Origin of the sequence: Devosia litorisediminis (assembly GCF_018334155.1) — a bacterium.
Taxonomy (GTDB): Bacteria; Pseudomonadota; Alphaproteobacteria; order Rhizobiales; family Devosiaceae; genus Devosia; species Devosia litorisediminis.
Window position 1 is genome coordinate 538,524 of record NZ_JAGXTP010000001.1, and the last position, 12,980, is coordinate 551,503.

Consider the following 12,980-nt stretch of genomic DNA (forward strand, 5'->3'; position numbering starts at 1 on the left):
CTAGATCTGGGTCAGTCCGAGCCGTTCAAGCAATTCGACCAGCATCTTGCCGGCACGCCGCCGATGCTCTTCGTGGATGGCGCGGGCTTCCTGCGGTTTGCCATCGATTATGGCCTGCACCATGGCCTCGTGCTCACGGTTGGAGTCGGTGGGGGTGGGCCGCAGGCGCAAGGTGAGCAGACGGGCGCGATGGGCCTGATCCCATAGCTGGGCGACCATCTGGATCAGGCGCTGATTGCCGCTCAATTCGACCAGGGTGAGGTGGAACCGCTCATCGGCAGCAGCCCAGGCCTGCAGGTCTTCCTGCTCAAGCGCCTTGTCCATGTCGCGGACGGGAGCCTGCAGGGCCGAAATCTGGCGATTGCTGAGGCCCCGCTGCGCCACGGCTTCGGCGGCGGCGCCTTCCAGGGCCGTCATGATTTCATAGATGTCGCGCATGTCATCGGCGGAAATCGGCAGCACGCGCATGCCGTGTCGCGGCCGGATTTCGACAATGCCTTCCTGACGCAGGCGCACCATGGCCTCGCGCACAGGGGTGCGGCTCATGTTCAGCCGGGCAGCTGCTTCGAGCTCAAGCATCTGTGCGCCGGCAGGCAGGGTGCCATCCAGAATGAGCTGCTTGAGCTGCACATAGGCCTGATCAGCCTGACTGCTGCGATCCGCCGGCTTACCGGGGGCGTCAGGCCGCAAAGACGGCGATCGTTCGGCCTTGCTGATCTGACTCATAGACGGCGTCCTCTATCCGGAGATTGTTCAAGTATGCGGCGGCCAGGTTTACAGGAGGCAAATCGCTCAACAGGCTATCTACAACTGCGCGTTGTAACCGAAACACGCAGTCACCGCCAAAATCTTCGTCGCGCCAAGTGTAAGGCAGCGGCTGGGACTGGTTGGTGCCCAGTCTGCGAATACTGATTTCACCGTCGCCATTCAAAGCAATACTGCCGTGCTCGGCCTCGATCAGCATTTCGCCCATGGTCAGCCGGCGGTTTTCCGCAGGGTGATCGGACAGGCGGTTGGCGTCCAGGGTGGCGAGTACGCCATTGTCCATTTCGAGCACGACCAGCCCGGCATCCTCGCCGGCAATGACCGGATTGAGGCGCCGCAGCTTGGCCGAGACCGTGCGGACCTCACCGAACAGGAAGCGGAACACATCGACAATGTGAATGCCGGTTTCGTGGACCATGAAGCGCTTCATATCGCGGAAATAGGGCTGGCGGGCGAGATAGGCATCGGGGCCGCCACCATCGCCCGGGCGCAGCCGGAAGGTGGCGCTGAACACGGCGCCGAGCTCGCCGCTGGCCAGCAGCATGCTGATGGCGTGATACCAGGGCTGGAAGCGGAAATTCTCGTGTACGATCAGCTTGATGTCGGCGGCGCGGGCGATCTCCACGGCCTGTTCAGCGGTGGCCAGATCGCCGCAGAAGGGCTTTTGGCAGATGACGTTGATACCGCGTGCTGCGGCAGCCTTGATGGCCCGCAGATGCACGGCCGGGGGCGCGATGACATCGAGCAGGTCGATTGTCACATTGTCGAGCATGGCGTCGAGCTGGTCGTAGGCCTGCTCGATCTCGAACTGCCCGGCTGTCTGTTGGGCGAGCGCTGCATCGCGGTCGCAGGTTGCGACCAGCGTGACTTGAGGTATCCGCCGCCAGGCGCGGTGGTGAAACTGGCTGAAATAGCCATTGCCCAGCGTGGCGACCCGCAGCTTTTGCGTCATGCGTGTTCCTGTTCCAATGCGGCTTCGACTGCGTCGGCAATGGCTGATGTGCCATCCTTGCCGCCGATTTCATAGGGCGCAAGGCCAGCCTGGAAGGCGCGGTCGACGGCATCACGCAATTGGCGGCCGGCAGCAAGTGCGGCGGGGTTGGTGTAGCGGGTGCCCAGCCATTCGAGCATCATGGCGCCCGACAGGATGGCCGCGGTGGGGTTGGCCATGCCCTTGCCGGCGATATCGGGAGCCGAGCCATGGCTAGGCTGGAACACGGCATTGTTGATGCCGATATCGGCGGAGGGTGCAAAGCCCATGCCGCCCATCAGGCCCGCTCCCAGATCGGACAGGATGTCGCCGAACATGTTCTCGGTGACCATGACGTCAAAGGCCCATGGCTTCTTGATCATGTTGAGGGCGGTGGCGTCGACATAGGCGTGTTCCACCGCGATGTCAGAGAAGCCGGCATGGCGTTCATCGAAGATCTTGCGGAAGAAGGCGAGGCTGGCAAACACATTGGCCTTGTCGACGCAGGTCAGGCGACCGGGGGTGCCGGCCTTCTTGCGCTCGCGGGTATAGGCAAAGGCGAAGTCGAACAATTGCTCGCAGATGGCGCGGGTAATCACCATGGTATCGCGGGCTTCGCGATCATCGATCACGACGCCTTCATTGCGCAGGGCGAACAGGCCTTCAACCGATTCGCGGATGAGCACGAAATCGATATCGGCGCCGCGTGCATCGCTGAGTGCACTGGGAATGCCGGGAATGGAGCGGATCGGCCGCACACCGGCAAAAAGCTGAAATTCGGTGCGCAGGTCAAGCTGGGGCGCGATTTCGGTACCGTCGGGATAGCGCAGTTCGGGCCAGCCCATGGCGCCCAGCAGGATAGCGTCGGCGCTGCGGCAGCTGTCCATGGTGGCGTCGGGCAGGGCTTCGCCGGTCTTTTGATAGTGCAGGGCACCCGCATCGCAGTGTTTGAAGCCCAGCGTGAAGCTGTCCGAGCGCGATGCCAGTTGTTCAAGGAGCCGGACGGTCGGCGCGATAACCTCGACACCAATCCCGTCGCCGGGGAGAACTGCAATCTCGAAATGTGTCTTGGTCGTCATGTTCTGTCCAACGCTGAAAGAAGGGGGCCGATGTCGTCCCCGTAATGAATCGGCGGCAGTCCCCTGACGGGCGTGTCTGTCGCGATGATGCGGTCGCCCAGAAGGCAACCAAGGAAAGCGGTGCGCATGTCCGGGCCGCCAAAGGCGAGCGAGGAAATGTTGCGCAGGGTTCTGGCGGGTGAGCCGTCCAGGTGTGGACGCGCCATGCGGTGGTTCTGGAAGGCGTCCTCAACCGTGGCGAGGTGGTCGGGGTCGCTCTCCTCGAGCATGCGCTCGACGCCCTCTGGTGCGACCCGGATAACGCGATTGGAGACGATGCTGGTGATCCACAGCCCGCCGGTTTGATCGAGGACCAGACCATCGGGGAAGTCACCGGGGCCCAGCTGCGCCATGGTCTGCGGATCAGAGAGGGTGGCATCGGCCCCTACTGCAAAACGGGTGACGCGGCGGGCGAAGGTCTCATTTACATAGGCAAAGGCGCCATCAGCCGAGAAAGCCAGCTCATTGGTATAGCCCAGGCCATCGGCAACAATGCGGGCAGCCCCATTCTCGATGACCGCGATAAAGCCGGTATTGGCGTCGGGGCGATAGTCATCGGCGCGCGGCACCTTGCGCGTGGAAACAGTGAACCAGATGCGGTCGGCGCCGTCGCGGATGACGAAATTGGCCGGGGGCAGGGGCACGCCATCGATGTGGGTGCATAGCGCTTCGCTGCTGCCATCGGGGAACAGGCGGAATATGCCGCCGGTCTCGGCGCCCAAATGGGCGACCAGAAAGCTGCCGCCGGGTTCGAGCGCAATGCCGTTGGGGCGCAGCTCGATTGGACTATCGGCGAATTGCACGCGACGCACGCTATCGTCAGCATCGACAATGGCCACACCACCGGCACCCTGCCAGTCCGAACAGAACAGTAGCCCTGACTGGTGGCTCAGCACGCATTCAGGCCGGACCAGGCCGGTTCCGTATGTGCGGGTTATATTGAGGCGGCCAGTGAGCACGATCAGTCCTGAATTGCGGTTTCAATAACGTATGCATAAACACAAAGGCAGGGGCGTGCAAGCTGAACATTTTTGTAGGATTTTGACGCTGGTGGGGCGTGTCTCTCTAGAAAATGTCCTTAAATTACAAATGGTTAATCTGTATTTGCGGTCCCAGACGTTTGTATGACAACTGTCTTGACGCGCACAATAATGAATGCATTAATGCGGCATGTTGGCCTGTGAGGCTGCGTGGGGTCGATTGTGACCCGCCGCCCGCCACATGGCAAAAATGCCAATTCTGAGGGAGGAAACCAATGTTTGATTTTACCAGTGGCAAGCCTGCGAAGGGACGCAGTCTGCAGCGCCTCAAGCTTGCCTTGATGTCGTCGGCCCTGCTGGGTCTGGCGGCAAGTTCTGCCGCTACGGCACAGAATATCTCATTCTGGACACAGCCGCAGGGCGAACTGCTCGGCTACCAGGATCTGTTTGGCGAATTCGCCAGTGAGTTCAAGGCTGAATCCGGTGTTGATGTCTCGGTCGAGGTCATCAACTGGGGCGTGGCCTTCAATACCTGGCTGACCGTTGCCCAGGGCGGCGCGGCACCTGACTGCGCCGATATGTACTGGCTGCATTCCTATTCGGGTATCGGCGGCGACAAGTACGGTCCGATGCCGATCAATGAATACCGCGATCAGTGGCCAAATCTGGAAGATGAGTTCTATCCGGGCAGCCTGCAGGATGTGCAGTGGGCCGGCGATTTCTACGGTATTCCCTGGCGCGTCGATATCCGGCCCCAGATGTACAATACCGAGATGTTTGCCGAAGCTGGTCTGAGCGCAGCGCCAGACACCTGGGCTGAAATCGTCGAGATGGCCAAGGCACTGACGGTGCGCGACGACAATGGCAATGTAACCCGCTGGGGTTTCTCGGCTGGTCCGAACAATCCAGCCCAGACCCTGCTTCCCTATTACTGGCAGGCTGGTGGCGCGATTCTGAGCGAAGACGGCACCCAGGCCAATATCGATAATGAAGCGATGCGCACGGCGCTGAAGTTCCTGCAGGACCTGGTCTGGGAACACGAAGTGATGTCGCCGGAATCCTTCGAGAAGGGCGTCGACCCTCTGGACGGCTTTGCATCGGGCACGGTGGCCATGGTTGGCAGCACTCCGATCGCCTGGGCATCGCAGATGGAGCGGGAATATCCCGAGCTCGATGGCAAGTGGGCGATGGCGATCAATGCCATGGGTCCGGTCAATCGCGACTCCTATAGTGGCGCCGGTTACTGGGGCGTGCTGCGTGGCACCGAGAATGTCGACGCCTGCGTGGACTGGATCAAGTTCCTATCGCGCGAAGAAAACATGCAGCGTCTGAGCGAATTCAGCGGTGCAGCCAGCCCGCGTCGTGCGGTGATGTCATCGCCATCATGGTCTGACAGCCAGTGGAAGGTTGCTGCAGCCGAAACGCTCGACTATGGCCACACTTCCCAGCATGCGACCTCGGTGTGGGGCGCGCTCGCCTCTCCAGAGCCCGGCGCTGTGATCTATGATCTGGTGTATTCCACCGTGATCGTGCGCGAAGATATCGACGCTGCTGTCGAACAGGCTCAGGCTCGGCTGCAGGAAGAACTCGATCGGGCCAATCGCCCACAGTGATCCTCCCAGGGCTGGCGCGGTCATGCCGCGCCAGCCCATTTGACTGACACGAAGTGACGGATCGCGCTGATGAATCGCCAGAAACTCGTCTTTTGCTACCTCATGGTGACCCCGGCGCTGCTGCTGACGGCGGTCCTTGGCATCTATCCCATGGTCTTCTCGCTCTGGATGGGCTTTGTCGAATACGACCTGCTGCGCATCCAGGACTTCGGGACCCCCTTTGTCGGTCTCGACAATTACATTCATGTGTTTTCCGATCCCAAATTCGTGCAGACGGTGGTCAATACCGTGCTGTTCACCGGCATTGCCGCCGGCGGGGTGGTGGTGATCGGCCTGCTGGTATCGCAGGTGCTCAATGCCGAGTTCCGGGGGCGCACCGCGTTGCGCATGCTGTTCTGCGTGCCCTGGTTTGTGCCGCCCGCTGTGGCGTCGGCGATCTGGATGTGGCTGCTCAATACCGAACGCAGCCCGATCAATTTCCTGCTTCAGGACATGGGCCTGACCACGGGCAACATCAAATTCCTGACAGATCCAACGACCTGGGGGCCGTTCAGCATTCCCATGCTGGCGATTTCAGCGGTGCGTATCTGGAACGGTCTGCCATTCGCGATCATCTTTCTGCTGGCCGCGCTGCAGTCGATCCCCAAGAGCCTGTATGAAGCCGCCGAAATGGATGGCGCCACGCTGCTGCAACGCTTCTGGTTCGTGACGCTGCCCATGTTGCGTCCGGTGCTCGTGATCCTGATCACGCTGCTGGTGATCGGTGGGCTGGGATCGTTTGAAATCAACTACATCATGACCGGTGGCGGGCCGCAGAACCTGACCAACATCATGGCGGTCTATTCCTATCAGCAGGGCTTCTCGTTCTTCCGCTTCGACCTGGCGTCGGCGGCGAGCGGGGTGATCCTGATCCTGACCGGGTTTGTCTGCGTGTTCTACATCCGCGAACAGGTCAAGAGAGCTCAATAATGACCGCTGCCATCGTCGACCTTCGCCGCCGTATCAGCAATATGGCCCCATCGGATCTGCTCACGCGCTTCGTCGTGCTGGTCATCTCGACCGCTGTGCTGATCTATGTGCTGATGCCCGTGTTCTGGATGCTCAAGAGCTCGTTCCAGACCACGGCGGAAATCCGCGCCATGCCGCCCGTATGGTTGCCCAGCGCGCCGTCCTTTGACCCCTATGTCACAGCCAACAAGCTGATCCCGGTCTGGCGCTATCTGGCCAATTCGCTGTTCGTGTCGGTCACCGCTGCGGTGATCTCCACGGCGATAGCAGCGTCAGCGGCCTATGTGCTGGCGCGGTTCCGGTTTCCCGGCGCTACGCTCATTCTGGTGCTGATCCTGCTGACCAATCTGATCCCGCAGATCACCCGCGTGTTTCCGATCTATTTCTTCATTCAGGATCTCAAGCTGATCAACACCTATGCCGGGCTCATTCTGGCCTATGTCAGCTTCTCGGTGCCCTTTGCCGTGTTGCTGTTGCGCGGCTATTTTGAAACCAGCGCGCCGCCAGAACTGGAAGAAGCGGCCATGATCGACGGGTGCAGCCATTTCTCGGCATTCTGGCGCGTGATCATTCCGGTGTCGCTGCCCGGTATTGCCGCGGTTGCCATCTTCACCTTCCTCAATGCCTGGAACGACTTTTTGTGGGCCAGCCTGCTGCTCAGCGATGGTGCGCTCAAGACCATTCAGGTGGGTATCGGCGACTTTGCCTCTGAAGGCGGCGGTGTGCAGTACATGAACGCGTTCATGGCCGCCTGTGTGGTGACCACAATTCCAGCGCTGATCCTATTTGTGTTGATGCAACGCTGGCTGGTCGGCGGGCTGACCGCCGGTTCGGTAAAGAGCTGACGCCTTTTTGGGCAATGGACTGACGAAGCAACCGTTGAGGCGGTTGAACAAGGAACTGAAAATGGCTGCGATTGAAATCCGCGACGTCAAGAAATCCTATGGATCCGCGCAGGTTCTGCACGGTGTCTCCATCGATATTGCTGACGGCGAGTTCGTCATTCTGGTGGGCCCTTCAGGTTGCGGCAAGTCGACCCTGTTGCGCATGGTGGCCGGGCTTGAAAGCATTACCGGCGGCGAAGTGGCGATCGATGACAAGGTGGTCAACGATCTGCCGCCCAAGCAGCGCGACATCGCCATGGTGTTCCAGTCCTATGCGCTGTACCCGCATATGGATGTGGCCGAAAACATGGCGTTTTCACTCAAGCTGGCCAAACGGCCAAAAGCCGAGATTGAACAGAAGGTCAATGCGGCGGCGGAAATCCTGGGGCTCAAGCCCTTGCTCAAGCGGCGGCCGGCCCATCTGTCGGGCGGGCAGCGGCAGCGCGTGGCGATGGGCCGCGCGATCGTGCGCGACCCCAAAGTGTTCCTGTTTGACGAACCGCTGAGCAATCTGGATGCGCAATTGCGCGTGCAGATGCGCACCGAGATCAAGGACCTGCATCGCCGGCTCAAGACCACCATTGTCTATGTCACGCACGACCAGATCGAAGCGATGACCATGGCTGACCGCATCGTGGTGATGAACCAGGGACGGGTGGAGCAGTATGGCACCCCGCTCGAGCTGTTTGACCGGCCAGCCAATCTGTTTGTGGCGCGCTTTATCGGTTCCCCCTCGATGAATTTGGTGGACTGCACGCTGGACGCAGCAAGTGCCGCCCCGACGCTGCGCACGGCTGGCGGCATGCGGGTGGCAATACCAAAGGAACGGGCCGACACGCTCGGTACCACGGATCTGGTGCTGGGTGTGCGCCCGGAAAATCTGAAGGTGGTGCAGGCCGATGATCCGGCGGCTTTTGCAGCCGAGGTGATGGCTGTCGAGCCAACCGGTTCGGAGGTCATGCTCAGCGTCGCCGCGGGCGAGGACCATCTGCTGCTGCTGCTGCGGGAACGCTCGTCGCTGCAGGTCGGTGACACTGTGCACCTCAGTGTCGATCCGGACCATGTGCATGTGTTTGATCGGCAGACGTCCCAGCGCCTGGACTTCTGACCGGCGACCAGACAGCAACCGGCTATTTTTCAGGCCGCTGGCACGGGCATCCGCCCTGCCGGCGGCCTTTGTGTTTGGGGGGCTGCGCCGCCAACGAAAAATCCCCGCGCCTAGTGGGGCGCGGGGACCAATGGTGTGGAGCGGCAGCGCTTGCTAGATGAGCTTTTTGCGCAGGGTTGAGGACACCACTTCCCCGAAGATCACCAGAGCGAGTATGGTCAGCAGGACCATTGAGACTTCCTGCCACTGGAACGTGTCGATCGCCCCCTGCAGGATGACGCCGATACCGCCCGCGCCAACCAGTCCCAGCACGGTGGATTCGCGCAGATTGATGTCCCAGCGCAGGATGCTGATGGCGAAGAAGGCAGGGGCGACCTGAGGAACAACGCCATAGAGAACCACCTTGAAGGGTGAGGCGCCGCAGGCCTGGAGGGCCTCGATGGGCGCTGGGTCAATCTCCTCGATGGCCTCGCCGAGCAATTTGCCGAGGAAGCCGATCGAGCGGAACATGATGGCGATGATACCCGCAACAATGCCCGGTCCGAAGATGGCCACGAACAGTAGCGCCCAGATGATGGTGTTCACCGACCGTGATGACACCACGATAAACCGCCCCACCCAGAGGAAAAACCGGTTGGGCGTGGTGTTCTGCGCCGAAATATAGGCAACGGGCAGGGACAGGAACACGGCAAGGAACGTGGCGATGGTGGCGGTGTTGATGGTCTGCCAGATCGCCTCGAGGATTGAGGGCAGGTTGGTGGGATCAGGCGGGATCATGCGATCGAACAGATCGATGAGCTGGATGGGGGCATCCCAGACCCATTCCCAGATCACATCAATGCTGCCAAAAGCCCAGACGACGATCAGGGTGACACTGAGAAAGGCCGCGTAGCGCTTGAACCGCTGCATCGGGGTAAAGCGGGCCCAGCTGTCCATGGTGTTTTGAGTATTCATGACATACGCTTTCTGATCACGCCGCTGAACGCTTCTGAAATCAGAATGGCGCCGACAATCACCATGGTGATCGCGAGGGCGAAATCGTAGTCATAACGGCCGAATGCATTGGCCAGGGTGGCGCCAATGCCGCCGGCACCGACAATGCCGATCACCGCGGACGCCCGCAGATTGCTGTCGAGCTGGTAGATACCCAGGCCCACCAGACGTGGCATGATTTGCGGCAGGATGGCGTAGACCATGGTTGAGAGGAACGGTGCGCCGACGGCGCGCATGGCCTCGACCTGACCAAAGTCAATTTCCTCGATCCGCTCTGCCAGCAGTTTGGCGACGAAACCAATCGAATAGACGACCAGGGTCAAGGCTCCGGCCAGAGGGCCGAAGCCCACGGCTTTGACGAAGATGATCGCGACGATCACGGGGTGGAAACTGCGGGCCAGAATGATGATGCCGCGCCCCAGATAATAGATCGGGCGGGGCGAAATGTTGCGGGCCGCCATGAAGGCCAGCGGCACGGAGGTGATCAGGCCGCCCGCGGTGGCGAGAATGGCGATCTTGAGGCTTTCCATGAAGCCGCTGAACAACAGGCCGGAACGCTCAAAGCTGGGGGGGAATGCCCCGCTAAAGATGCGCCCAGCGGCCTCCATCCCCTTGGCTGTGCGCTCCCAGTCGATGGGCAGGGTGGCAAGGGTCAGCACGAAATAGGTCAGCGCGACAGCGTAGATGCCGTAGCGCAATGCGGCCGTCTTGATGAGTGGCGGTTTGCGCCAGTGACTGACTTTTGCCGTCATGCCACTGCACCGATTTCCTGACGATCCTCAGAGGGCGTGCCAGCGTAGATTTCATCCATCTGGGCGGCGTCCAGGGCCGCTGGAACGTCATCAAAGATGATCCGGCCATAGCGCATGCCGACGATGCGGTCGCTATATTCCTTGGCTTCGGTCACATTGTGGATGTTGATGATAACCGGCAGGTTGAGTTCGTGGGCGAGATCACGCAGCAGGGACATGATCTGCTCGGAGGTCTTGGGGTCCAGCGACGCGGTTGGCTCGTCGGCCAGCAGGATTTCGGGGCGCTGCATCAGGGCGCGGACAACACCGACGCGTTGACGCTCGCCACCGGACAATTCATCGGCGCGCTTATTGGCGTATTGGGCAATGCCGACGCGCTCCATCAGCTCGAAGGCGCGCTCGATATCGGCCTTGGGATATCGGCGGGTGAAGGCGGCCCAGGTGGAGATATAGCCCAACCGGCCGGACTGTACATTTTCCATGACGGTGAGACGATCGACCAGGTTGAAGCCCTGGAACACCATGCCAATGCGCCGCCGCGCTGCCCGCAATTCGCGCGTTTTCAGCGTGGTGAAATCGGTGCCGTTCAGGACAATCGATCCTGATGTCGGTTCAACCAGTCGGTTCACACAGCGCAGCAGTGTGCTCTTGCCAGCGCCAGACGAGCCGATGATCGACATGATCTGTTCGCCCTGCACCGACAGGTTCAAGTCCTTGAGGACCGGCGAACCCTTGCCGTAGCGCTTCACGAGATTCTTGATTTCAAGCATGTTGCCTCTCAGACCCCAATGTCGCCCCTGCCCGAAAGCAGGAGCGGCACGGGGGGAGTTCGTTATTCTGCTGCGAGACCCTGAGGCGTGTATTCCACGCCATTGGATGCCTGGATCTGACGGATGACAGCCCACTGATCCTGATAGGTGATCGGGATGAACTTGCTCACGCCGTCAAATTCATCGCCCAGCACGGTGCCTTCGAAATCGAAGGTGAAGAAGGCTTCCTTGATCTTTTCGACAAGGGCCGGATCGAGGTCATGGGCAACGTTGAACGAGGTTGTGGGGAATGGGTCGCTTTCCCAGATCTTGCGCACGTCAGCGGTGTCATACAGGCCACGCTCGGCCATACGGTCAACCACTTCGGAGGCAACTGGCGCCGCGTCGTAATCGCCGGCAACAACGCCGAGCATCGACTGGTCATGCGAGCCAGAATAGACCACTTCGTAGTCTTCATCAGGGGTCACGCCAAGCGCGGGGAACAGGGCGCGTGGGGCCTGGTTGCCCGAATTGGAGGTTGGCGAGGTGTGCGCCACGCGCTTGCCGGCAAGATCGGCAACGGTCTTGATCTCGGAATCGGCCTGGGTGAACACCTGCAGACGATAGCCAAACTGGCCGTCTTCAGCGCCCATGATGGCAAATGGCACGGCGCCGGCAAGGTTCACGGCGAATGGGGTCGGACCGGTCGAAAAGCCTGCAATATGCAGACGGCCGGAGCGCATGGCTTCAACTTCGGCCGAGTTGGACTGCACGGCAAAGAACTGCACATCCTTGCCGGTGGTGGCCGCCAGATGTTCGATGAAGGGTTCCCAGATGTCAGCATAAACAGCGGGGTCTTCAACCGGCGTATAGGCGAACACCAGTGTGTTGGGGTCATTCAATTCGGCAGGATCTGTTGGGGTATCGGCCACCAGATCGCCATTGGCGTCGCAATAGAGTGTGTCGAGATCACCCCGTTGTGCGCAGTCTTCAGCGGCCATCGCCGAAACACTGCCCATGGCAAAAATACCAGCGGCCATCGCGGCGCGCGTCATCATCGCTTTCATAACTCTCTCCCTTTGGATGTTGTCGCCGAAGGATAGTTTCCTCCAACCCCGGCGACAGCAATGAGACAAGCTTGGCGCAGCGGGGCAGCGATAGCGAGGACGGCTGTGTTAACGGAATATTACAGAGGCCGGATTTGCGTTAACAGTGTTACGGGCGCCCCTTCGCCGATCGAATTTGCCGTATAGAGGCGGTCCGGCATCGTGGTGCCGGATGAGGTCTCTGGGAGGGGATTGGACATTGGCTGAGGCTTTCAAGAGTGGCGAGAAGCCGCCGGTCATTGCGATTGTGGATGACGATCGCGAGGTCAGCGAGACGCTGTCGGCACTGCTCAAGGAGAGTGGTTTTGAGCCGATCGTTTGCGCCAGCAGCGCCGAATTCCTCGCGCTTGGTGATCCGCCGCCGGTTGATCTGGCGCTGATCGATCTGTGGTTGCGCGGTGAATCCGGGCTGAACCTGGCGGTTCATATCGGCAAGCTATATGCGCTGCCGATCGTCATGCTGACCGGGGTTGGCGACGAAAGCGACAAGATCATTGGGCTGGAAACCGGCGCCGACGACTATCTGATGAAGCCGTTCAATCCGCGCGAACTGGTGGCGCGCATTCGCGCTGTTCTGAGGCGCTACGGCCATGGGCTGACCCGCGCGCCATTGTCGCCGGAACACACGGTGGGCTTTGGTGACAAGCGGATTGATCTGCATGGCCGGTTGTTGCTCGATAGTGCCGGACATGAAATTCCGCTGACCAATGGCGAATACCGGCTGCTGGAGTATTTCGTGCGCAATCCGGCGCGGGTGATCTCGCGACCGGAGCTGCTGTCCGAACTGGGATCGGACATGGAGCGCTATGTCGACCGCACGATTGACGTGCTGATCCTGCGTCTGCGCCGCAAGATCGAGAAGACGCCATCCAAGCCCGTGCATCTGCAGACGCGTCGTTCGCAGGGCTATTTCTTTCAGCTGGACGAGACCTAG

At 60.6% G+C, this 12,980-nt stretch carries 13 protein-coding genes; 5 read left to right on the top strand and 8 right to left on the bottom strand.

Annotated features, from left to right (window positions below):
* From KD146_RS02575 to KD146_RS02590, 4 genes are read right to left on the bottom strand one after another with little or no spacing between them, the layout of a single operon-like run.
* Positions 1-726 carry a GntR family transcriptional regulator gene (locus tag KD146_RS02575; protein WP_212657186.1) on the bottom strand — a complete coding sequence of 242 codons (726 nt, stop codon included), beginning with the start codon at positions 724-726 and terminating at the stop codon, positions 1-3.
* Positions 680-1,717 (bottom strand): Gfo/Idh/MocA family protein, encoded by a 1,038-nt coding sequence (locus KD146_RS02580; RefSeq protein WP_212657187.1) that lies wholly within the window; start codon positions 1,715-1,717, stop codon positions 680-682. The genes KD146_RS02575 and KD146_RS02580 overlap by 47 nt, the downstream gene beginning before the upstream one ends.
* Complete coding sequence (locus tag KD146_RS02585; RefSeq protein ID WP_212657188.1) at positions 1,714-2,814, bottom strand: isocitrate/isopropylmalate dehydrogenase family protein; 1,101 nt, start codon at positions 2,812-2,814, stop codon at positions 1,714-1,716. The genes KD146_RS02580 and KD146_RS02585 overlap by 4 nt, the downstream gene beginning before the upstream one ends.
* Positions 2,811-3,812, bottom strand: a complete 1,002-nt coding sequence (locus KD146_RS02590; RefSeq protein WP_212657189.1) for an SMP-30/gluconolactonase/LRE family protein — start codon at positions 3,810-3,812, stop codon at positions 2,811-2,813. The genes KD146_RS02585 and KD146_RS02590 overlap by 4 nt, the downstream gene beginning before the upstream one ends.
* Before the next feature lie 296 nt (positions 3,813-4,108).
* Between KD146_RS02590 and KD146_RS02595 the strand changes: the two genes are divergently transcribed.
* The 4 genes from KD146_RS02595 (at position 4,109) to KD146_RS02610 (ending at position 8,446) form a co-directional block, all read left to right on the top strand.
* Positions 4,109-5,446 (top strand): extracellular solute-binding protein, encoded by a 1,338-nt coding sequence (locus KD146_RS02595; protein WP_212657190.1) that lies wholly within the window; start codon positions 4,109-4,111, stop codon positions 5,444-5,446.
* Positions 5,447-5,515: 69 nt separating this feature from the next.
* Positions 5,516-6,415 carry a carbohydrate ABC transporter permease gene (locus KD146_RS02600; RefSeq protein WP_212657191.1) on the top strand — a complete coding sequence of 300 codons (900 nt, stop codon included), beginning with the start codon at positions 5,516-5,518 and terminating at the stop codon, positions 6,413-6,415.
* Positions 6,415-7,299: a carbohydrate ABC transporter permease gene (locus KD146_RS02605; RefSeq protein ID WP_212657192.1), complete on the top strand. Its 885-nt coding sequence runs from the start codon at positions 6,415-6,417 to the stop codon at positions 7,297-7,299. The genes KD146_RS02600 and KD146_RS02605 overlap by 1 nt, the downstream gene beginning before the upstream one ends.
* Before the next feature lie 61 nt (positions 7,300-7,360).
* Complete coding sequence (locus KD146_RS02610; RefSeq protein ID WP_212657193.1) at positions 7,361-8,446, top strand: ABC transporter ATP-binding protein; 1,086 nt, start codon at positions 7,361-7,363, stop codon at positions 8,444-8,446.
* Between the two features lie 153 nt (positions 8,447-8,599).
* Here KD146_RS02610 and phnE (KD146_RS02615) read toward each other — a convergent pair whose 3' ends face one another.
* The 4 genes from phnE (KD146_RS02615) to phnD form a co-directional block, all read right to left on the bottom strand.
* Entirely contained in the window at positions 8,600-9,400 is an 801-nt protein-coding gene (gene phnE / locus KD146_RS02615) for a phosphonate ABC transporter, permease protein PhnE (protein WP_212657194.1), read from the bottom strand.
* Positions 9,397-10,191, bottom strand: coding sequence for a phosphonate ABC transporter, permease protein PhnE (gene phnE / locus KD146_RS02620; RefSeq protein WP_212657195.1), 795 nt, complete (start codon positions 10,189-10,191; stop codon positions 9,397-9,399). The genes phnE (KD146_RS02615) and phnE (KD146_RS02620) overlap by 4 nt, the downstream gene beginning before the upstream one ends.
* Complete coding sequence (gene phnC, locus KD146_RS02625) at positions 10,188-10,961, bottom strand: phosphonate ABC transporter ATP-binding protein (RefSeq protein WP_212657196.1); 774 nt, start codon at positions 10,959-10,961, stop codon at positions 10,188-10,190. The genes phnE (KD146_RS02620) and phnC overlap by 4 nt, the downstream gene beginning before the upstream one ends.
* 62 nt (positions 10,962-11,023) lie before the next feature.
* Entirely contained in the window at positions 11,024-12,007 is a 984-nt protein-coding gene (gene phnD / locus KD146_RS02630) for a phosphate/phosphite/phosphonate ABC transporter substrate-binding protein (protein ID WP_212657197.1), read from the bottom strand.
* Positions 12,008-12,245: 238 nt separating this feature from the next.
* Between phnD and KD146_RS02635 the strand changes: the two genes are divergently transcribed.
* Positions 12,246-12,980: a winged helix-turn-helix domain-containing protein gene (locus KD146_RS02635; RefSeq protein WP_249327561.1), complete on the top strand. Its 735-nt coding sequence runs from the start codon at positions 12,246-12,248 to the stop codon at positions 12,978-12,980.

Bases quoted from the DNA above. Each gene is read 5' to 3' on its own strand.
- phnE (WP_212657195.1), bottom strand. From the start codon at position 10,191: ATGACGGCAAAAGTCAGTCACTGGCGCAAACCGCCACTCATCAAGACG.
- KD146_RS02610 (WP_212657193.1), top strand. From the start codon at position 7,361: ATGGCTGCGATTGAAATCCGCGACGTCAAGAAATCCTATGGATCCGCG.
- phnE (WP_212657194.1), bottom strand. From the start codon at position 9,400: ATGAATACTCAAAACACCATGGACAGCTGGGCCCGCTTTACCCCGATG.
- KD146_RS02580 (WP_212657187.1), bottom strand. From the start codon at position 1,717: ATGACGCAAAAGCTGCGGGTCGCCACGCTGGGCAATGGCTATTTCAGC.
- phnD (WP_212657197.1), bottom strand. From the start codon at position 12,007: ATGAAAGCGATGATGACGCGCGCCGCGATGGCCGCTGGTATTTTTGCC.
- KD146_RS02600 (WP_212657191.1), top strand. From the start codon at position 5,516: ATGAATCGCCAGAAACTCGTCTTTTGCTACCTCATGGTGACCCCGGCG.
- phnC (WP_212657196.1), bottom strand. From the start codon at position 10,961: ATGCTTGAAATCAAGAATCTCGTGAAGCGCTACGGCAAGGGTTCGCCG.
- KD146_RS02575 (WP_212657186.1), bottom strand. From the start codon at position 726: ATGAGTCAGATCAGCAAGGCCGAACGATCGCCGTCTTTGCGGCCTGAC.
- KD146_RS02595 (WP_212657190.1), top strand. From the start codon at position 4,109: ATGTTTGATTTTACCAGTGGCAAGCCTGCGAAGGGACGCAGTCTGCAG.
- KD146_RS02605 (WP_212657192.1), top strand. From the start codon at position 6,415: ATGACCGCTGCCATCGTCGACCTTCGCCGCCGTATCAGCAATATGGCC.
- KD146_RS02585 (WP_212657188.1), bottom strand. From the start codon at position 2,814: ATGACGACCAAGACACATTTCGAGATTGCAGTTCTCCCCGGCGACGGG.